The 18590-nt window shown below is 74.6% G+C and carries 20 protein-coding genes; 7 read left to right on the top strand and 13 right to left on the bottom strand.

What is annotated here, in order from left to right; all coding sequences use genetic code 11:
• Nucleotides 1–34: 34 nt before the first annotated feature.
• On the top strand, nucleotides 35–1228 hold the full coding sequence (locus O2V63_RS11060; protein WP_269167576.1) for a thiolase family protein: 1194 nt from the start codon (nucleotides 35–37) through the stop codon (nucleotides 1226–1228).
• Nucleotides 1225–3303, top strand: a complete 2079-nt coding sequence (locus tag O2V63_RS11065) for a 3-hydroxyacyl-CoA dehydrogenase NAD-binding domain-containing protein (protein WP_269167577.1) — start codon at nucleotides 1225–1227, stop codon at nucleotides 3301–3303. Before O2V63_RS11060 ends, O2V63_RS11065 begins: the two co-directional genes overlap by 4 nt.
• A gap of 121 nt (nucleotides 3304–3424) precedes the next feature.
• On the opposite strand, the gene O2V63_RS11070 is transcribed toward O2V63_RS11065, so the two are convergent.
• From O2V63_RS11070 to O2V63_RS11080, 3 genes are all read right to left on the bottom strand, one after another.
• Nucleotides 3425–3715 (bottom strand): thiamine-binding protein, encoded by a 291-nt coding sequence (locus O2V63_RS11070; RefSeq protein WP_269167578.1) that lies wholly within the window; start codon nucleotides 3713–3715, stop codon nucleotides 3425–3427.
• Nucleotides 3712–5631, bottom strand: a complete 1920-nt coding sequence (gene dxs, locus O2V63_RS11075; protein WP_269167579.1) for a 1-deoxy-D-xylulose-5-phosphate synthase — start codon at nucleotides 5629–5631, stop codon at nucleotides 3712–3714. Before dxs ends, O2V63_RS11070 begins: the two co-directional genes overlap by 4 nt.
• Nucleotides 5632–5734: 103 nt before the next feature.
• Nucleotides 5735–6103 (bottom strand): hypothetical protein, encoded by a 369-nt coding sequence (locus O2V63_RS11080; protein ID WP_269165192.1) that lies wholly within the window; start codon nucleotides 6101–6103, stop codon nucleotides 5735–5737.
• A 96-nt stretch (nucleotides 6104–6199) separates the two neighbouring features.
• On the opposite strand from O2V63_RS11080, the gene O2V63_RS11085 reads away from it, so the two are divergent.
• Nucleotides 6200–6853, top strand: a complete 654-nt coding sequence (locus O2V63_RS11085) for a class I SAM-dependent DNA methyltransferase (protein ID WP_269167580.1) — start codon at nucleotides 6200–6202, stop codon at nucleotides 6851–6853.
• On the opposite strand, the gene O2V63_RS11090 is transcribed toward O2V63_RS11085, so the two are convergent.
• The gene (locus O2V63_RS11090; RefSeq protein ID WP_269167581.1) at nucleotides 6829–7098 is read right to left on the bottom strand and encodes a hypothetical protein; all 270 of its coding nucleotides are present in this window, start codon (nucleotides 7096–7098) and stop codon (nucleotides 6829–6831) included. The two genes, O2V63_RS11085 and O2V63_RS11090, sit on opposite strands and share 25 nt — an antisense overlap.
• 209 nt (nucleotides 7099–7307) lie before the next feature.
• On the opposite strand from O2V63_RS11090, the gene O2V63_RS11095 reads away from it, so the two are divergent.
• Nucleotides 7308–7445: a hypothetical protein gene (locus O2V63_RS11095; protein ID WP_269167582.1), complete on the top strand. Its 138-nt coding sequence runs from the start codon at nucleotides 7308–7310 to the stop codon at nucleotides 7443–7445.
• Nucleotides 7446–7454: 9 nt separating this feature from the next.
• Here O2V63_RS11095 and O2V63_RS11100 read toward each other — a convergent pair whose 3' ends face one another.
• Together O2V63_RS11100 and O2V63_RS11105 are read right to left on the bottom strand one after the other, a co-directional pair.
• Entirely contained in the window at nucleotides 7455–8744 is a 1290-nt protein-coding gene (locus O2V63_RS11100; RefSeq protein WP_269167583.1) for a class I SAM-dependent RNA methyltransferase, read from the bottom strand.
• Nucleotides 8737–10767: an APC family permease gene (locus O2V63_RS11105; protein WP_269167584.1), complete on the bottom strand. Its 2031-nt coding sequence runs from the start codon at nucleotides 10765–10767 to the stop codon at nucleotides 8737–8739. Before O2V63_RS11105 ends, O2V63_RS11100 begins: the two co-directional genes overlap by 8 nt.
• 190 nt (nucleotides 10768–10957) lie before the next feature.
• On the opposite strand from O2V63_RS11105, the gene O2V63_RS11110 reads away from it, so the two are divergent.
• Nucleotides 10958–11626: a potassium channel family protein gene (locus tag O2V63_RS11110; protein WP_269167585.1), complete on the top strand. Its 669-nt coding sequence runs from the start codon at nucleotides 10958–10960 to the stop codon at nucleotides 11624–11626.
• Nucleotides 11626–12294 (top strand): potassium channel family protein, encoded by a 669-nt coding sequence (locus O2V63_RS11115; protein WP_036338825.1) that lies wholly within the window; start codon nucleotides 11626–11628, stop codon nucleotides 12292–12294. The genes O2V63_RS11110 and O2V63_RS11115 overlap by 1 nt, the downstream gene beginning before the upstream one ends.
• A 26-nt stretch (nucleotides 12295–12320) precedes the next feature.
• On the opposite strand, the gene O2V63_RS11120 is transcribed toward O2V63_RS11115, so the two are convergent.
• From O2V63_RS11120 to O2V63_RS11150, 7 genes are all read right to left on the bottom strand, one after another.
• Complete coding sequence (locus O2V63_RS11120; protein WP_269167586.1) at nucleotides 12321–13136, bottom strand: DUF3159 domain-containing protein; 816 nt, start codon at nucleotides 13134–13136, stop codon at nucleotides 12321–12323.
• Nucleotides 13137–13184: 48 nt separating this feature from the next.
• Nucleotides 13185–13586, bottom strand: coding sequence for an OB-fold nucleic acid binding domain-containing protein (locus O2V63_RS11125; protein ID WP_052091504.1), 402 nt, complete (start codon nucleotides 13584–13586; stop codon nucleotides 13185–13187).
• A complete protein-coding gene (locus O2V63_RS11130; RefSeq protein WP_269167587.1) occupies nucleotides 13583–14380 on the bottom strand; it encodes an alpha/beta hydrolase family protein in 798 nt (265 codons plus the stop codon). Before O2V63_RS11130 ends, O2V63_RS11125 begins: the two co-directional genes overlap by 4 nt.
• On the bottom strand, nucleotides 14377–15192 hold the full coding sequence (locus tag O2V63_RS11135; RefSeq protein ID WP_269167588.1) for a DUF3710 domain-containing protein: 816 nt from the start codon (nucleotides 15190–15192) through the stop codon (nucleotides 14377–14379). Before O2V63_RS11135 ends, O2V63_RS11130 begins: the two co-directional genes overlap by 4 nt.
• Nucleotides 15193–15194: 2 nt before the next feature.
• Nucleotides 15195–15722 (bottom strand): dUTP diphosphatase, encoded by a 528-nt coding sequence (gene dut, locus O2V63_RS11140; protein ID WP_269167589.1) that lies wholly within the window; start codon nucleotides 15720–15722, stop codon nucleotides 15195–15197.
• 51 nt (nucleotides 15723–15773) lie between these two features.
• Nucleotides 15774–16718, bottom strand: coding sequence for a hypothetical protein (locus O2V63_RS11145; protein WP_269167590.1), 945 nt, complete (start codon nucleotides 16716–16718; stop codon nucleotides 15774–15776).
• Nucleotides 16719–16853: 135 nt separating this feature from the next.
• Complete coding sequence (locus tag O2V63_RS11150; RefSeq protein ID WP_036336978.1) at nucleotides 16854–17156, bottom strand: DUF4193 domain-containing protein; 303 nt, start codon at nucleotides 17154–17156, stop codon at nucleotides 16854–16856.
• A gap of 339 nt (nucleotides 17157–17495) precedes the next feature.
• Here O2V63_RS11150 and O2V63_RS11155 point away from each other — a divergent pair, with 339 nt between their 5' ends.
• A complete protein-coding gene (locus O2V63_RS11155; protein ID WP_269167591.1) occupies nucleotides 17496–18542 on the top strand; it encodes a phosphotransferase family protein in 1047 nt (348 codons plus the stop codon).
• Nucleotides 18543–18590: the final 48 nt, after the last annotated feature.

Raw genomic sequence — 18590 nt, forward strand, 5'->3', positions numbered from 1 at the left:
TCCTGTGTCATCTGGAGAACGACGACCACGCTCGTTGCGTGAGGTCGTCTTCGTCGACGGTGTCCGCACTCCCTTCGGCAAGGCGGGCCCCACGGGCATCTACGCCGAGACCCGCGCCGACGACCTGGTCGTGCGCTGCATCCGCGAGCTGCTGCGCCGCAACCCGTCGCTGCCGGCCGAGCGGGTGGACGAGGTGGCCATCGCCGCCACCACCCAGATCGGCGACCAGGGCCTGACCATCGGTCGCACCGCCGCGCTGCTGGCCGGGCTGCCGAAGAGCGTGCCCGGCTACGCGATCGACCGGATGTGCGCCGGGGCGATGACCGCCGTGACCACCACCGCGTCGGGCATCGCCTTCGGCGCCTACGACGTCGCGATCGCCGGCGGCGTCGAGCACATGGGCCACCACCCGATGGGCGAGGGCGTCGACCCGAACCCACGGTTCGTCAGCGAGAAGATCGTCGACGACTCGGCGCTGGTGATGGGCTCGACCGCGGAGAACCTGCACGACCGGTTCCCGCACCTCACCAAGGAGCGGGCCGACGCGTTCGCGCTGGCCAGCCAGCAGAAGTACGCCGCAGCGGTGACCGCGGGCCAGATCGGCCCGGAGCTGGTGCCCGTGGCGACCCGCTCGGCCGAGGCCGGCTGGGGCCTGGCCACCGTCGACGAGCCGCCGCGGCCGAACACCACGCTCGCGGGCCTGTCGACGCTGAAGACGCCGTTCCGCCCGCACGGTCACGTCACCGCCGGCAACGCCGCCGGGCTGAACGACGGCGCCACCGGGTGCCTGCTCGCCGCCGAGGAGGTCGCCGAGGAGCTGGGGCTCGACGTCGGCATGCGGCTGGTCGGCTTCGGCTTCGCCGGGGTCGAGCCCGAGGTGATGGGCGTCGGGCCGATCCCGTCGACGGAGAAGGCGCTGGCCCGCACCGGGCTGTCGATCACCGACATCGGCCTGTTCGAGCTGAACGAGGCCTTCGCCGTCCAGGTGCTGGCGTTCCTGGACCACTTCGGCATCGCCGACGACGACGCACGGGTCAACCCGTGGGGCGGCGCGATCGCCGTGGGTCACCCGCTGGCCTCCTCGGGCGTGCGGCTGATGACGCAGCTGTCCCGGCAGTTCGCCCAGCGGCCCGACGTCCGCTACGGCCTGACCGCGATGTGCATCGGCATCGGCATGGGCGGCACCGTGATCTGGGAGAACCCGAACTGGGAAGGGGCTGCGGCATGAGCGCCGTCTTCGCCGACGAGGTCGTCACCCGGGCGCTGGTCCGGTACCTGAGGGTGCCCGGGCTGGCCGGGGAGATCGCGCTGATCACCCTGGACAACGGGCACGACCACACCCGGCCCTCCACGTTCGGGCCCGGCGGGCTGGCCTCGCTGGACGCTGCCCTGGACGAGATCGCCGCCCACTCCCCCGCCCCCGCGGCGATCGCCGTCACCGGGAAGCCGTTCATCTTCGCCGTCGGCGCCGACCTCTCCGGCGTCCCGTCGATCACCTCGGCCGCCGAGGCCCGGGAGATCGCCGAGACCGGGCACCGGGTGTTCCGCCGCTTCAAGGAGTCGACGATCCCGACGTTCGCGTTCGTCAACGGCGCGGCCCTCGGCGGCGGCCTGGAGCTGGCGCTGCACTGCCACCACCGGACGATCGCCAGCACCGCCGTCGTCGCCTTCCCCGAGGTCTTCCTCGGCCTGGTGCCCGGCTGGGGCGGCACCCAGCTGCTCCCGCAGCTGATCGGCATCGACGCCGCGGTCACCGTGATCGTGGAGAACGCGCTGGCGCAGAACAAGGTGACCCCGGCGCCGAAGGCCGCGAAGCTGGGCATGGCCGACGCGGTGTTCGAGCCGGCCGACTTCCTGGAGCGCTCGCTGGAATGGGCGGCCGGGGTGCTCAGCGGGGACGTCGCCGTCCGCCGTCCCGAGGTCGACCGGACGGCCTGGGACGACGCGATCTCCCGCGCCCGGCAGCTCGTCGCTGCCCGCACCCGCAACGCCTCCCCCGGGGCGCTGCGCGCGGTCGAGCTGCTGGACCTGGCCCGGGCAGGCGACGCCGGCTTCACCACCGGGACGGCGGCCGAGGACGACGCGCTCACCGACCTGCTGATGAGCGACGAGCTGCGGGCCGGCCTGTACGCCTTCGACCTGGTCAACAAGCGGGCCAAGCGCCCCGCGGGTGCGCCGGACCGGAAACTGGCCAGGAAGGTGACGAAGGTCGGCGTCGTCGGCGCGGGGTTGATGGCCTCCCAGCTGGCGCTGCTGTTCCTGCGCCGGCTCGAGGTGCCCGTCGTGCTCACCGACGTCGACCAGGCCCGCGTCGACAAGGGCGTCGGCTACGTGCACGGCGAACTGGAGAAGCTGGCCGGCCGCGGGCGGCTCTCCCCCGACGCGCTGAACCGGCTCAAGGGCCTGGTCACCGGCTCGCTGGACAAGGCCGCCTTCGCCGACGCCGACCTGGTGATCGAGGCGGTGTTCGAGGAGCTGTCGGTCAAGCAGCAGGTGTTCGCCGAGGTGGAGGCGGTGGTGCGGCCTGAGTGCGTGCTGGCCACCAACACCTCGGCACTGTCGGTGACCGAGATGGCTGCGCGACTGCAGCACCCCGAGCGGGTCGTCGGCCTGCACTTCTTCAACCCGGTCGCCGTGCTGCCGCTGCTGGAGGTGGTGCGCGCCGAGCGCACCGACGACGCCACGCTGGCCACCGCGTTCGCCGTCGGCAAGGCGCTGGGGAAGTCCTGCGTGCTGGTCGCCGACGCCCCGGCGTTCGTGGTCAACCGGCTGCTCACCCGGTTCCTCGGCGAGGTCACCGCAGCCGTGGACGCCGGCACGCCGGTGTCCGTCGCGGAGACGGCGCTGGAGCCGCTGGGCCTGCCCATGACGCCGTTCGAGCTGCTCACGCTGGTCGGTCCGCCGGTTGCGCTGCACGTGGCGGAGCGGATGCACGAGGCGTTCCCCGACCGCTTCGGCGTCGGCGCGGGGCTGCGTCGGATGGTCGAGCTGGGCAAGACCTCGGTCTTCACCGAGCCCGGCGTCATCGACCCGGAGCTGGCCGGCATCGACGCGGGTGACTCGCCGCTGACCGCCGACGAGCTGCGCTCGCGGGCCGAGCGGGCGCTGGCCGAGGAGATCGGGCTGATGCTGGAGGAGGGCGTCGTCCAGGCCGTGCAGGACATCGACCTGGCGATGCTGCTCGGCGCCGGCTGGCCGTTCTGGCTGGGCGGGATCTCCGCCCACCTGGACCGCGCCGGGGTGTCGGAGGCCGTCACCGGTTCGCGGTTCCTCCCGAGGGGCGCGGCCTCGCTCCCCGCCTGAGGTCGGACCCCCTGGGATCAGGTCACCTGGTCCCAGGGGCGCCTACCTGGTGGCAGACCGCGCGGTAGCTGCCCACCCGACCAGGTCACCTGATCCCGGGGGGTGCCGCCGCAGGAGGCAGTCAGCGGAACTTGGAGGTGAGGCTGTCCATCGTGCGGCCCACCGAGGCGATCTTCACGTGCGAGATGCCGCCCGTCGCGCCGGCGGCGACCATCGCCTCGTGCGCGGCCCGCAGGGTCGCCCAGACCGTGTCGGCGTCGCCCTCCAGCGTGGTGCCCAGTGCGCCGACCTCGGAGCGCAGCCCGGAGGCCTGGATCACCCGGATCGCCGCCTCGACGAAGGCGTGCGGGTCGTCCGCGGTGCCGGGCGGCGCCGGCGCCACCTGGATCTCGGCGATCACGGTGCCGCTCACTGCTGGCCCTCGACCTCTGCCGGCTCGGTCGGGGCGGCGGCGCGGTCGGCGACCCGGGCGGCCCACTCGACGATGCGGCGGGCGACGTCCTGCTCGGTGAGGCCGACGTCGGCCAGCACCTGACCGCGGCTGCCGTGCTCGAAGAACTGCTGCGGCAGGCCGAGCGTGCGCACCGGCACGTCGCAGTCGGCGTCCTGCAGCGCCTGGGAGAGCAGGGTGCCGACGCCGCCGGCCCGGCCGCCGTCCTCGACGGTGACGACCAGCCGGTGCTCCCCGGCCAGCGCGACCAGCTCGTCGGCGACCGGCATCACCCAGCGCGGGTCGACGACGGTGACCTCGATGCCGTGGTCCGCGGCGCGCTCGGCGACCGCCAGGCACATCGGCACCAGTGAGCCGACGGCGACCAGCAGGACCTCGGGGGCCGCACCGCGGCGCAGCACGTCGACCCGCCCGCGCCGCTCGATCGCCGGCACCTCCGGCGGCAGCGCGCCCTTCGGGAAGCGGACGACGGTGGGCCCGTCGGAGACCTGCACCGACTCGCGGAGCGCCTCGCGCATCGTCGGCTCGTCGCGCGGCGCCGCCAGCTGCAGCCCCGGGACGATCGAGCAGATCGACATGTCCCACATGCCGTTGTGCGACGCGCCGTCGGAGCCGGTCACGCCGGCCCGGTCCAGCACCAGGGTGACCGGCTGGCCGTGCAGCGCGACGTCCATCAGCAGCTGGTCGAAGGCGCGGTTCAGGAACGTGGAGTAGATGGCGACGACGGGGTGCAGGCCGCCCATGGCCAGCCCCGCGGCCGAGGTGAGCGCGTGCTGCTCGGCGATGCCGACGTCGTAGGTGCGCTCCGGGAAGCGCTCGGCGAACGGCGCGAGCCCGGTCGGGTGCAGCATCGCCGCGGTGATCGCCACGACGTCGGAGCGCTCGGTGCCGATCCGCACCAGCTCGTCGGCGAAGACGTCGGTCCACTCCGGGCCCTTCGCGGCCGAGGAGAGCCCGCTGTCGGGCTCGAAGACCCCGGTGGAGTGCCAGGCGTCGATCGTGTCGGTCTCCGCCGGCGGGTAGCCGAAGCCCTTGGTGGTGACGGCGTGCACGATGACCGGCCCACCGAAGGAGCGGGCCCGGCGCAGCGCCGACTCCATCATCTCCACGTCGTGGCCGTCGACCGGGCCCACGTACTTCATGCCGAGGTCCTCGAACATGCCCTGCGGGGCCAGGACGTCCTTGAGCCCCTTCTTGATCGCGTGCAGGGCGTCGTAGAGCTTCGTGCCGACGACCGGTGCGCGGTGCAGGGCCTGCCGGACGGCGGCCAGCGCCTCCTCGTACCCGGGGCGCAGCCGCAGCGTGGCGAGTGCGTCGGCCACCCCACCGATCGTCGGGGAGTAGGAGCGGCCGTTGTCGTTGACCACGATGACGACGGGGCGGTCCTGCGCGGCGGCGATGTTGTTCAGCGCCTCCCAGGCCATGCCACCGGTGAGCGCGCCGTCGCCGATCACCGCGACCACGGGGCGGACGTCACCGCGGACGGCGAAGGCCTTGGCCAGCCCGTCGGCGTAGGACAGCGACGTCGAGGCGTGGCTGTTCTCCACCCAGTCGTGCTCGCTCTCGGCCCGGCTGGGGTAGCCGGACAGCCCGTCGCGCTGGCGGAGCTGGGCGAAGCCGTCGAGCCGGCCGGTGAGCAGCTTGTGCACGTAGGCCTGGTGCCCGGTGTCGAAGACGATCGGCTCGCGCGGGGACTCGAAGACCCGGTGGACGGCGATGGTCAGCTCGACCGCACCGAGGTTCGGGCCCAGGTGGCCACCGGTCTTGGCGACCGCGGCCACGAGCGCGTCGCGGATCTCGCCGGCCAGGACCGGCAGCTGGTCGGGGCGCAGTGCCCGGAGGTCGGCGGGCCCGGTCAACGAGCTGAGCAACGACACGACGGGGCAGGGTCCTCTCGACGACGACGGCACCCGGTGGGGCACTGCCGGTGGAAACCCAACTGTAACTGCGAACCGGTGACCTGCCCGGTGAGCAGCGAGCTCAGAGCCGGGGCACCCAGCGCTCACCCCGCAGTGCCCCGGCGACCACCTCGACCCCGCGCGCGGCCCGGGTGAGCCGGGCACCCTCCCGCTCGTAGGCGCTGATCGCCGCCTCCATCGCCTCCGGCGGGAGCTGGTCGGCGAGCTCCACCCGGACGGTGCGCCAGCCGGCCCGCGCCGCCTCCAGCCCCGCGGCGACGTGGTCACCGGCGAACCGGGCCAGCAGCACCGGGTAGCGGCGCAGCACCTCGTGGGACCGGTAGTCCGGTGGCACCAGGTCGAACAGCCAGCTGACCGCGGTCCGCTCCCAGTCCGGGGCGCCGGGCGGCCGGACCTCGTCCGGCCAGCCCGGGGGCAGTGCGACGTCCACCCGCTCAGTGTGCGCCGCGGCGCCGTCCGCCTCGACCGCGGATCGCACACGTGTTCGAAGCGTGACCTGTCGGTGTCGCGCCGTACGGTGCCCCGCGTGACCGAACCCAGCGACGTCGCAGAGACCCGTGCCGCCTACGACACCGTCGCCGCCAGCTACGAGGAGCTGGCCCGGTCGTTGCTGGCGGAGAGCGCGATGGACCGCGCCGTGCTCGGGGTCTTCGCCGAGCAGGTGCTGGCCGACGGCGGAGGCCCGGTCGGCGACCTCGGGTGCGGCCCGGGCCGGATCACCACCCACCTGGACTCCCTGGGGCTGGACTCGTTCGGCATCGACCTCTCCCCCGGCATGGTCGAGGTGGCCCGCCGGCGGCACCCGCACCTGCGCTTCGAGGTCGGGTCGTTGATCGCCCTCGACCTGACGGACGGCGGGCTGGCCGGTGCGCTCGCCTGGTACTCGGTGATCCACATCCCGCCGGAGCGGCAGCCGGCGGTGTTCGGCGAGCTGGCCCGGGTGCTGCGGCCCGGCGCACCGCTGCTGCTCGCCTTCCAGGCCGGCGCCGACGAGCCGGTGCACCACCGGCAGGGCTACGGCCACGAGATCTCGCTGCACGGCTGGCGGCTCGATCCCGACCGGGTCGCGCGGCAGCTGGCCGACGCCGGCCTCGGCGTGCGGGCCCGGGTGCTCCGTGAGCCCGACGGCTCGCCGTACGAGAAGAGCCGCCAGGCCTACCTGCTGGCCGTGCGGGTCTGACCCGACGACGGCCGGTCCTCACCGGTCCCGCGCAGGGCCCACAGCCGGGAGCCGGCGACCCCGGCGAGCAGGACACCGAACACCGCCGACAGCCAGTTGCCGTCGGCCGCGTTGGCGACGGCGGTCCCGACGAGGAAGACCGCTGCCACGGCCCAGAACCCGCGACTCACCGGGCGCAGCAACAGCCAGGTGTGCGCCGAACGCGCCCGGTCGGCCAGCCGTTCGCCACTCGCCGGATCCGCCACGGCCCCAGCGTAGGCACAGCGACCTGACCGTTCAGACCGACCGACAGGCCCTGCAGCTACCACGCCCGAGTGAGAGCGGACCTGATCGCGGTACGGGAGACGGTCGCAGCCGCCGATACCAGTCGTGACCCAGGACACACGGATCGACCGACGGGCCGGCCTGGGGACCGCCTGGCCCGCACGCACTCGGCAGCACTGGAGGCTCTGACGTGACCACCTACCGCAACGTCCGTGACCTGCTCACCGAGGCCGTCCACGAGGCGTTCCTGCTCGCCGACTTCCTCATCCGCAAGGCCGACGACCGGTGGGTCCTGCCGCGCGAGGACGCCGGTCGCAGCTCGCTCTGACCGGCCCTCCTACGCCCTGACCAGCAGGGCGACGCACTCCACGTGCGCGGTCATCGGGAAGCAGTCGAAGGCCCGCAGCTCCGCCAGCCGGTAGCCCCCCTGTGCGAACGCGGCGACGTCGCGGGCCAGGGACGCCGGGTCGCAGGCCACGTAGACCACGGCGCGGGCACCGGCACCGGCGAGCACCCGGCTCACGTCCTGCCCGGCACCGGCCCGCGGCGGGTCCAGCACGACGACGTCCGGCCGGCCGAGGTCACCGAGCAGCTCGGTGAGCCCGGGAGCGTCCACGTCCCCCTGCCAGACCTCGGCCTGCGGCAGGTCGGCCAGGTTCGCGTCGGCAGCGGCGCAGGCCGCGACGTCGGACTCCACGCAGACCACCCGGCCCCCGGCACCCACCCCGGGCGCCAGCGCCCCACCGAACAGGCCGGCACCGGCGTAGAGGTCCAGCACCGTCTCCCCCGGCTGCACCGCGGCGAAGCCCAGGACGGCGCCCACCAGTGCGTCGGCGGCGGCGGGGTGCACCTGCCAGAAGCCGGTGCCCTCGACCTCCCAGTCCCGGCCACCGGCGGTCCGCTGCGCCCGCCCGGCCGGCTCCTCGGGCACCTCGGCGCCGGGCCGCAGCACCTGGGTCTCCAGCGGCCGGCCGCGGCGGTCCAGCGTCGTCGTCGTCACCACACCGGCCGAGTCGAGGGCGACGTCCACGGCACCGGCGTCCAGCCAGCGCCGGGCCAGCACCGCCTGGGCGGCGGGCTCGGCGGTGATCGGGCAGTCGTCGAGCGGGACGACGTCGTGCGAGCGGTGCCGGCGCAGCCCGGGCGAGCCGGTGCGGTCGACGGCGAACCGCGCCCGGGACCGCCAGCGCAGCGGCCCCCCGGGCAGCGCCTCGACGGTGACGTCGACGTCCAGCCCGGCGAGCCGGGACAGCTGCTCACGGACGACCTCGGCCTTGAGCCCGAGCTGCCCGGCATGGCTGACGTGCTGCCAGTCGCAGCCCCCGCACCGCCCGGGGCCGCTGTACGGGCACGGTCGCTCCACCCGGTCCGGCGCCGGCTCCAGCACCTCGACGGCGTCGCCGCGACAGAAGCCCTTGTGCCGGTCCTCGGTCACCTCGACGACCACCCGCTCCCCGGGCAGCGTGTGCCGCACGAAGACCACCCGGCCCTCGTGCCGGGCCACGCAGTGCCCGCCGTGCGCCACCGGGCCGACGGTCACCTCGAAACGGCGACCCACCCAACCGTCGGCCTTGTCGGGCGCCTGCCGCTGCGGGCGGGCGGCAGGGCGTCGACGCCGCTCAGCCATACGGGGTCTGCTCGGTCTCGGACGTCAGCCCGCGCCGCAGGTCGCCGGGGACCGGGCCGCCGCCGTTCCCGCCGTCCCGGTCCACCGAGCTCTCCAGCTGCCACGGCACGCTGGTGATCATCACGCCCGGCAGGAACTGCAACCGGGTGCGCAGCCGCAGCGCGCTCTGGTTGTGCAACAGGTTCTCCCACCAGTGACCCACCACGTACTGCGGCACGAACACCACGACCAGCTCGCGCGGGCTGGAGCGCCGGATGTCCTTGACGAAGTCCAGGACGGGGCGGGTGATCTCCCGGAAAGGCGACTCGAGCACGGTCAGCGGCAGCGGGATGTCGTAGCGCTCCCAGTCCCGCTGGAGCGCGCGGGTGTCCGCGTCGTCCACGTTCACCGTCAGGGCGGTCAGCACGTCGGGCCGGGTGGCCCGGGCGAAGGCGAGCGCACGCAGCGTCGGCTTGTGGACCTTGGACACCAGGACGACCGCGTGCACCTTGCTGGGCTTGGTCCGCGCGTCGCTGTCGGGCACCAGCTGGGCGGCCACGTGCGAGTAGTGCCGGTTGATCGCCCGCATCAGCAGGAAGATCACCGGCATCGCGGCGAGCACGATCCACGCTCCGCCGGCGAACTTGGTGACCACGACGATGAACAGGACGACGCTGGTCAGCGTGCCGCCGACGGCGTTGATCAGCCGGGAGCGCTGCATGCGACCGCGGGCGGCGGGCTCGGTCTCGTTGCGCAGCTCGCGGTTCCAGTGCCGCACCATGCCCCACTGGCCGATCGAGAAGCTGGTGAAGACGCCCACGATGTACATCTGGATCAGCTGGGTGGAGTCGGCCTCGAAGACGATCAGCAGCAGGATCGCGAAGCCGGCGAGCAGCAGGATCCCGTTGCTGTAGACCAGCTTGTCGCCGCGGGTGTGCAGCTGGCGGGGCATGAACCGGTCCTGCGCGAGCACCGAGCCCAGCAGCGGGAAGCCGTTGAACGCCGTGTTCGCCGCCAGGATCAGCACCAGCGCCGTCGCCCCCTGGACGAGGTAGAAGCCGAGGGAGTCCGCGCCGCCGAAGGTCGCCGCCGCCACCTGCGCGATCACGGTCCGCTGCGGCTGGTTCGCGCAGTCGAAGCCCACCAGGTCGCAGGCGTTCTCCACGTACTTCACGTCCGCCAGCAGGGCCATCGCCGTGACGCCGGCGAACATCGTGGCCGCGATGCCGCCCATCAGCGCCAGCGTGGTCGCCGCGTTCCGGCTCTTCGGTGGGCGGAACGCCGGCACGCCGTTGGCGATCGCCTCCACCCCGGTGAGCGCCGTGCACCCGGAGGCGAAGGCCCGCAGCACGAAGAAGATCAGCGCCAGGCCGGTCACCTGCTCGTAGCCCGGTTCGGGCTGGATCGCGTAGCCGGCGCTCTCGGCCACCACGTCGCCGCCGGTGACGAGCTCCCGGATCAGCCCGGTGCCGATCATCACCAGGATGCAGGCGATGAACGCGTAGGTCGGGAAGGCGAAGGTCTTCCCCGACTCCCGCACCCCGCGCAGGTTCACGGCCACGAGCAGGGCCACCAGCCCGACGGAGATGAGGACGCGGTGCTCGGCGAGCTCCGGGAACGCGGAGATGATGTTGTCCGTGCCGGAGCTGACCGACACCGCGACGGTGAGCACGTAGTCGACGAGCAACGCGCTGGCGACGACCAGGCCGGCGAACTGGCCGTGGTTCTTCATCGCCACCTCGTAGTCGCCACCACCCGAGGGGTAGGCGTGCACCACCTGGCGGTAGGAGAGGACGACGACGGCCAGCAGCACCACCACGAGCGCGGCGAGCCACGGGGTGAGGAACAGGAACGTCGTCCCGGCCAGCGTCAGGAAGATGAGGATCTCCTGCGTCGCGTAGGCGACGGAGGAGAGCGGGTCGCTGGCGAAGATCGGCAGTGCGAGGTGCTTGGGCAGCAACGACTCACCGGCGCGGTCGCTGCGGACCGGCCGGCCGAGGACGAGTCGTTTCGGGAGTTGTCCGAGGTCGGACAGGCTTGGCACGGCGGCGATGGTACGGACGCTCAGCCCGCCGTTGGGGCGTGACGGGGCGACCTCACTCACACGGGCTGCCCACCCGGCGATCCGGCCCCCGCTGTGCCACGACGGGCCCGCTTCGGGTGTACGTTCGCGCGCTGTACGCCCCGGCGGTCCGCAGGGGCGGCACGGATGCAGCAGACGGGGTGGGACACAGGTGCACGTGGTCGTGATGGGCTGCGGCCGCGTCGGCTCGGCGATCGCCCGGCGACTCGAGGTGATCGGCCACAGCGTCGCGGTGATCGACCAGGACCCCGAGTCCTTCCGCCGGCTCGGCCCCGAGTTCGGTGGCCGCCAGGTCACCGGGCTCGGCTTCGACCGGCAGACCCTGCTGGACGCCGGCATCGACTCCGCCGGGGCGTTCGCCGCCGTGAGCAGCGGGGACAACTCCAACATCATCAGCGCCCGCGTCGCCCGCGAGACGTTCGGTGTCGAGCACGTCGTCGCCCGGATCTACGACTCGAAGCGGGCCGAGGTCTACGAGCGGATGGGCATCCCCAGCGTCGCCACCGTGCCGTGGACGGTCAGCCGGCTGATGCGGGAGCTGCTCTCGGTGAAGGTGACCGAGATCTGGCGCGAACCCACCGGCACCGTCCTGCTGATGCGGATCACCGTCACCGACGGCTGGGTCGGCCGGCCGCTGGCCGAGCTGGAGAACGCCTCCGGCGCCCGGGCGGCCTGGTTGGTGCGCTTCGGTGAGGCCCAGCTCATCACCCCGACCACGGTGCTGCAGACCGGCGACCACCTCGTCGTCGCCGCCACCGACGAGCTCACCGAGCGGGTGCACCAGGCCGTCGAGCAGGGTCCCGCAGGGGGGCAGCGCTGATGCGCGTCGCCATCGTGGGGGCCGGCGCGGTCGGCCGGTCCATCGCCACCGAACTGCTGGGCAACGGCCACGCCGTGATGCTCATCGAGAAGAACGGCTCCCGGGTCAAGCCCCGGGCGGTGCCGGGCGCCGAGTGGGTCCAGGCCGATGCCTGTGAGGTCTCCTCCCTGGAGGAGGCCCAGCTGGCCACCTGCGACGTGGTCATCGCCGCCACCGGTGACGACAAGGCCAACCTGGTCGTCTCGCTGCTGGCCAAGACCGAGTTCGCGGTGGCCCGCGTGGTGGCCCGGGTCAAGGACCCACGCAACGAGTGGCTCTACACCGAGTCGTGGGGCGTGGACGTCGCCGTCTCGACCCCCCGCGTGCTCGCCGCCCTGGTGGAGGAGGCGGTCACGGTGGGCGACGTCGTCCGGCTGATGAGCTTCCGCAAGGGCGCGGCGAACCTGGTGGAGATCACCCTCGCCGACGACACCCCGTGGGTGGGCCGGCCGGTGCGCGAGGTGCCGCTGCCCCGGGAGACCGTGCTCACCACCATCCTGCGTGGGGACCGGGTGATCGCCCCCGATCCCGACGAGCCGCTGGAGGCCGGGGACGAGCTGCTGTTCGTCGCCCACGGCGACATCGAGGAACAGCTGCAGACGATCATGTGCCCCGACGGGAGCTGTTGAGCGACCCACCCCCGCAGCGGGGGCCGTCAGGTGGTGGGGCGGTCCTCTGGCTCCGCCGGGTCCTCGACGAGCGGCGGCTCGGAGCGGTGTCGGTGCAGCCGGGCCACCACCCACAGGGTCACCACGAGCTGGGCCGCGGTCAGCGGCAGGCCCAGCACGAGCGAGGACGTCGCCAGCAGCTCGACCTCGTCGCGCAGGTAGAAGAACCCCTGCACGGCGGCCCGCAGCAGGAACACCGCCGCCCACAGCACGGTCAGCCAGCTGTAGGCCCGCAGCATCCGCGGGTCCTCGCGCCAGTGCCGCTCCGGCTCGGGGTCCGGAGCCCGGGGGCCGGACGCCACCGGCACGGTGGCGCCGCCCTCCACCGGGACGGGCGTCGCGGCCGGGTCCCGGCGCGCGCGCCCGCGGAGCGACGGCAGCCGGTGGGCGGACATCGCCCCCAGGTGGCTGGGCGCCAGGAACTCGGCGATCACCCCCACCAGCGGACGGCGGAAGAGGATCGAGCCGAGCAGGACCACCGCGATCGCGGCGCCGCGCACGATGCCCAGCACGAAGAAGTCCCGGGCCTGCCCGGAGTACGCGGTGATCGCGACGGCGACGGCGACGGCGAACAGCCCGCTGACGGCCTGCTGGATGCCCTCCCGGCGGACCAACCGCAGCAGGAAGACCAGCACCGCGGCGACCAGGGCAGCCCAGATGCCGACGGTCAGGCCGCCCACGGAGTTGGCCACGATGAACGCGATCGTGGGCAGCGAGGCGTCGAGCATGCCGCGCCAGCCACCCAGCTGGTCGAGCACCAGGTGCCGGTCGAACGTCACTCCCCCGCGGTCGGGCTCGCTCACCGCGGGGTCCCGCCGGGCCGTCCGGTCATGCCCGCACCGACGACCGGGTCACCCGGCGCTCAGCTCGTACCAGGGGTTGTAGATGACCTGCCGGCCCTCGAAGGCCGCGAAGCGCCCGCGTGCGGTGAGCCGGCGACCGGGCTCGATGCCCGGGATCCGGCGGCGGCCCAGCCAGACCAGCGTGACCGACCCGGAACCGTCGAAGAGCTCGGCCTCCAGGGTGGGCACCGTCTCGCGCGGGGTGTAGACGACCGACTTCAGCCGACCGGTGACCGTCACGACCTCGCCCTTGCGGCAGGCGCTGACCGCCGAGCAGCCGGCGGACGCCACCCCGGAGCGGAGCTCCTGGGCGTCCACGGTCCGGTCGTCGGCGGTGAGCTTCTGGAGCTTGCGGGACAGCCAGCCCCGCGCGCCGGGCTCCGTGGAGGCACCGGTCCTGGTCTCGGTCACGATCCCAGGGTAGTGCGGCCGACGGCCGCTGTCCGACGGTCGGCCAGCCAGTCCACGGTGCGTCGCCAGGCCGTACCGGAGACGTCGATCACGGCCATGTGGTCACCGGGGACGACCGCCACCTCGACGGTGTCCCCGACCGCGGCCGCGGCGGCGGCGAACCGCCGGCTCTGGTCCAGCGGCACGGACGTGTCCTCCTCCCCGTGCACGCAGAGGACCGGCACCCCGGTCGGCAGCAGCCGCACCGGGTCGGCCGCGGCGTACCGGTCGGGCAGCTCCGCCGGCGTGCCGCCGAGGAAGGCGACCGTGGCCCCGTCCCCGAGGTCGGCGGCGACCGCCGCACCCAGGTCCAGCACGCCGGCCTGGGCGACGACTGCGCTGACCGGCACCCGCGGGTCCGCCCCCGGCGCCCCGGCGGGCAACCGGCCGCGGCCGGCGGTCCACGCCGCGAGGTGCCCGCCCGCGGAGTGGCCCAGGACGGTGACGTCACCGAGGTCCAGGCGCGCCGCGGACGGCACGTCGGGGAGGGCGTCCACCGCAGCGGCGACGTCCTGGAGCGTGGTGGGCCAGCCGCCACCGGCACCGACCCGGCGGTACTCGACGGCCACCGCGGCCCACCCGCGTGCGGCGAGGTCGGCGGCCAGGGGACGGGCCAGCTCGATGCCGTAGCGGGCCCGCCAGAAGCCGCCGTGCACCACGACCACGACGGGCGCCGGGCCGTCGCCGGCCGGCAGGGAGACCTCCACGAACTGGTCGGGCCCGGGGCCGTAGTCGTGCCGGACGGGCTCGGTCACCCGACGGTCCCCGGCTCGGCGGGCGGCGTGACCGGGGACGCGGCCGGCGGCGGCGTCGGAGGCGCGGTCGGAGGCGCGGCCGGCGGCCCGCTGGGCGGTGCGGCGGGCCGGCGGGCGGGCGGTCGTGCGGCCTGGCCCGCGGCCTGCCGGCGGGCGACCTGCTGGGCTGCCTGCGGGGGCAGCGTCAGGGGGAGCTGTTCGCGCACGGGCATCGGCTCCGGCCCGCGGACGACGACGACGGACCGGAACGCCGCCTCCAGCGGCGCAGCCGTCTCCGGCTCCGCGGCCGCGGAGCCACTGATCATCCCGCGGAGGAACCACCGCGGGCCGTCGACGCCCAGGAAGCGGGTGGGACGGCGCACCGGCTTCGGCGCCCCGGTCTCCCCGGCCTGCGGGGGCGCCGCGACCAGGATCGACCCGACCAGCTCACGGCCGAACGGCCCGTCCACCTCGGTGAGCCGGCCGCCCTGCCCGCTCGCCCCGCGGGCGAGCTCGGCGCGCACGTCGTCCCACAGGCCGCCGGCACGCGGGGCGGCGAAGACCGACAGCTGCAACAGGGAGTCGCCGGCACGGAGGCTGGCTCCGACCACCTTCTGCTGGGCGTTGACGTCCACCCGCAGCTCCATGCCGGGGAGGGCCGGCAGCCGGAGGGACCCGAGGTCGACGCGCGGCCGACCGTCCTCCGGGGCGTCGGCCTCGTCCCACGGCCCGCTGGTCGCTGTCTCCTCCCGCTCCCGCACCTGCGGTTCCGGGGGCACGCCCCGCTCCCGCAGGCTGCGGTCGATCCGGTTGCGTCGACGTCCGAACGGCATCGTCAGGCCCGTCCTTCCAGAGATGAGGGGGTCAGGTCGGCGGCCAGCACAGCTGCGCCGCCGGTGGAGCCGTGCCCGCCGCTGCCGCGCTCGCTGCCGGGCAGCTCGGGGACCGGCACGAAACGGGCCCGCACCACCGGCTGCACCACCAGCTGGGCCACCCGGTCGCCGCGGGAGAGCCGCAGCGTGGTGGTGGGGTCGAGGTTGACCAGGTTGACCTTGATCTCGCCCCGGTAGCCCGCGTCGATCGTGCCCGGCGCGTTCACCAGGCTGAGCCCGAGTCGGTGTGCCAGTCCCGAGCGTGGGTGCACGAAGCCGGCGAACCCCTCGGGGATCGCGACGGAGACCCCCGTGCCCACCAGCGCGCGCTGGTGCGGCGCGAGCACCACGTCCTCGGCCACGCACAGGTCGGCGCCGGCGTCACCGGGCAGGGCGTAGGCCGGGAGAACGGCGGCGGCGCCGAGGACGACGGGCACGTCGACCGCAGCGGCCACGCCGGCCGGGGGCTGCTCGGGCGAGGGAACGGGCACGGCGGCGAGGCTAGCCGCGCCGACCGGTGCCCGTGCGGGCCGACCCGGCGGTCAGGCGCCGGGAGCGGACGGCGGCAGCCCGAGGTCGGCGCGCAGCCGGTCGGCCAGCGCACCCGTCGCCTTGCGGTTGCCGCGGGCGGCCAGGGTCGCACCGACCAGCAGAGGTGCCACCGACGTCGTGCTCCGGGCCAGGCGGCGGGTGATCCGACGCCGCAGCGCAGCCGTCCCGGCCGTGCTCAGCGCGGCGAACAGCCCGCCGGAGGAGGTGCTCCCGACGGCCCGCTGGGTGCTCCAGCTGGCCAGGTAGGCACCGGCCCGGGCCCGGGCGTCGCCCGGCGCCGGCCGGCCGGCCAGCTCGTGCAGCTCCCCGACCAGCACCACCTCGACGGCGGCCACCAGCACGGTCTGCGCACCGAGCTCCAGCGGGACGGCGACCAGGGACGGTGGCGCGAACCACTGCGCCGCCGCCAGACCGCCGGTCGCGGCGCCGACCCCACCGGTGAGCCGGGCCGCCCGGGCGACGAGGGCATCGGCGATCTCCCCGTCGGAGGCGCCGGGATGAGCCCGTCGCAGCCGGGCCCCGTCCCGGATCGGCAGCCGGGGAGCGGCCGCGTCCAGGAGGTCACCCAGCAGGCCGGAGGGGGCCGACCCCCCGCGGGTCGTCCTCCCGCGGGGGGTCCCCCCGCGGTCGTCCGTGCCCGCGGTGCTCTCGCGCCCGGAGCCGGCCCGGGCGTCCCGGGCCGCGGCGGTCACCGCGGAGACGACGTCGGCGAGCACACCGGTCGCCGCCCGCGCTCCCGCGGCCGTCCGGCCCGGTCCGCTGCCGTCCCGCCCGCGGGTGCCCACGCCGGGTTCGTCGCGGCCGAGCAGCCCGGCCACGGCGTCGGCGAGGGCACGCGCAGCTGCACCGAGGCCGTCGGCGCCGACGACCTCCCCCTCCACCGGCGTCCCGCCCACGGGACGCGGCGGCGGGACGTCACGCGGCTGCTGGCTCATCGGTTCCCCCTCGACAGTGACGTGCTCGAACGGCCCCCTCGCCGGGCACCGCCGCGAGCAGGTGACGTGCTGGAACGGCCCCGCTGCAGGGTCCCGCGCCGAGCTTGCGAGGTGTCGGGGCAGCGGGGTCCTTGCTCAGGCCGCGCAGTCCCGGCAGACCGGCTGCCCGTTGCGGGTGGCCGCCAACCGGCTGCGGTGGTGCACCAGGAAGCAGCGCGAGCAGGTGAACTCGTCCTCCTGCTTGGGCAGCACGCGGACAGTGAGCTCCTCGTTCGACAGGTCCGCTCCGGGGAGCTCGAGAGCCTCGTTGAAGTCGGTCTCGTCGACGTCCACCGAGGAGGACTGCGCCTCGGCCCGACGGGCCTTCAGCTCCTCCAGGGAGTCCTCGCCGAGCTCGTCGGCCTCGTTGCGCCGGGGGGCGTCGTAGTCCTGGGCCATGGTGTGCCCCTCACTCTCTCTTCGTCGCGGGCGCACGGCCCGCTCGTCTGCCGTCGGCGGCGGGCGCCGACGGCGGTGGTGCCGGCCGCCAGGAGCGGCCGGGGGTGTCGCGCCGGTCCGGGAGCCACATGGCCCCTGTCCCGGGTCGCTCGGTGGTGCACCCGACTGGTCCGGGTCGACCGGTGGGCGAGCACGCCTCCTGGTCGTCCCGGCGTCCTGCACCCAGCCAGCCGCCCAACGCCGTCCGGCCCCGGTTTGTGCCCGCCTGTCGGAGACCGACACATCGGGACCTCCGGGAGGCCGGCCGAGCCGAGGAGCGGCAGAGGCTACCCTGCCGCCGTGGGGACTCCAGTGGGTGCTGATCCGGGGGTCGTCGGCCCCTATCTGGCGACTGCTCTCGGGCACGAGAAGTGGCGATCGGTCCGGGTCGAGCTGATCGCCGCGGGCATGTCGAACCTCACGTACGTGGTGACGCCGGAGGGCGGCCCGGAGGACGACGCGGTGATCCTGCGCCGGCCGCCGACGGGTGCGGTGCTGGCCACCGCCCACGACATGGTGCGCGAGCACCGGGTCATCTCCGCGCTGGCCGGCACCCCGGTGCCGGTGCCCCGCACGTTGCACCTGGCCACCGACACCTCCGTGCTGGGCGCCCCGTTCTACGTGATGGAACGCGTGGTGGGCGTGCACGTGGCCAGCGAGCTGCCGCCCGGGTACGCCGACGAGCCGGCCCAGCGCGGAGCGGTCGCCGACGGCCTGATGGACACCCTCGCCGCCCTGCACGCCGTCGACCCCACCGCGGTCGGGCTGAGCGACTTCGGCCGGCCCGAGGGCTTCCTGGAGCGACAGGTGCGCCGCTGGACCAAGCAGTGGGACGCCACTCGCGACACCGACCGGCCGGCGCTGGACGCACTGGCCGCCCGGCTGGCCGAGACGGTGCCCGCCACCCGGCGCACGGGCATCACGCACGGCGACTACCGACTGGACAACTGCCTGCTGGACCCCCAGGCACCCGGCCGGGTGCGCGCCGTCCTGGACTGGGAGATGTCCACGCTGGGCGACCCGCTCACCGACCTGGGGATGCTCTTCGTCTACTGGCCGCAGGCCGGCGAGGAGCGGGCCGTCTCGGTCTCGCAGGTCACCACGCTGCCCGGTTTCCCGACCCGGCTGGAGCTGGCCGAGCGGTACGCCGCGAGCAGCGGCGCCGACCTGTCGGACCTGAACTGGTACGTGGGCTTCGCCTACTTCAAGTTCGCCGCGATCGTCGCCGGCATCGTGGCCCGGTCGGCGGCCGGCGCGATGGCCGGCAAGGACACCACCGGCTATGCCGACAAGATCGACCCCTGCGTGGAGCTGGGACGCGCCGCACTCGAGGACGGTGCGCTGTAGCCGCTCCGGACGCCGCTAGGGTCGACCGCGTGTACGTGCCGGCCGCCG

Source organism: Modestobacter sp. VKM Ac-2977 (genome assembly GCF_026968045.1).
GTDB lineage: Bacteria > Actinomycetota > Actinomycetes > Mycobacteriales > Geodermatophilaceae > Modestobacter.

What these genes read in the sequence shown, in the direction of transcription:
- O2V63_RS11065 (WP_269167577.1), top strand. Translation starts at nt 1,225, where the DNA reads ATGAGCGCCGTCTTCGCCGACGAGGTCGTCACCCGGGCGCTGGTCCGG.
- O2V63_RS11100 (WP_269167583.1), bottom strand. Translation starts at nt 8,744, where the DNA reads ATGGCTGAGCGGCGTCGACGCCCTGCCGCCCGCCCGCAGCGGCAGGCG.
- O2V63_RS11115 (WP_036338825.1), top strand. Translation starts at nt 11,626, where the DNA reads ATGCGCGTCGCCATCGTGGGGGCCGGCGCGGTCGGCCGGTCCATCGCC.
- O2V63_RS11135 (WP_269167588.1), bottom strand. Translation starts at nt 15,192, where the DNA reads ATGCCGTTCGGACGTCGACGCAACCGGATCGACCGCAGCCTGCGGGAG.
- O2V63_RS11145 (WP_269167590.1), bottom strand. Translation starts at nt 16,718, where the DNA reads ATGAGCCAGCAGCCGCGTGACGTCCCGCCGCCGCGTCCCGTGGGCGGG.
- O2V63_RS11150 (WP_036336978.1), bottom strand. Translation starts at nt 17,156, where the DNA reads ATGGCCCAGGACTACGACGCCCCCCGGCGCAACGAGGCCGACGAGCTC.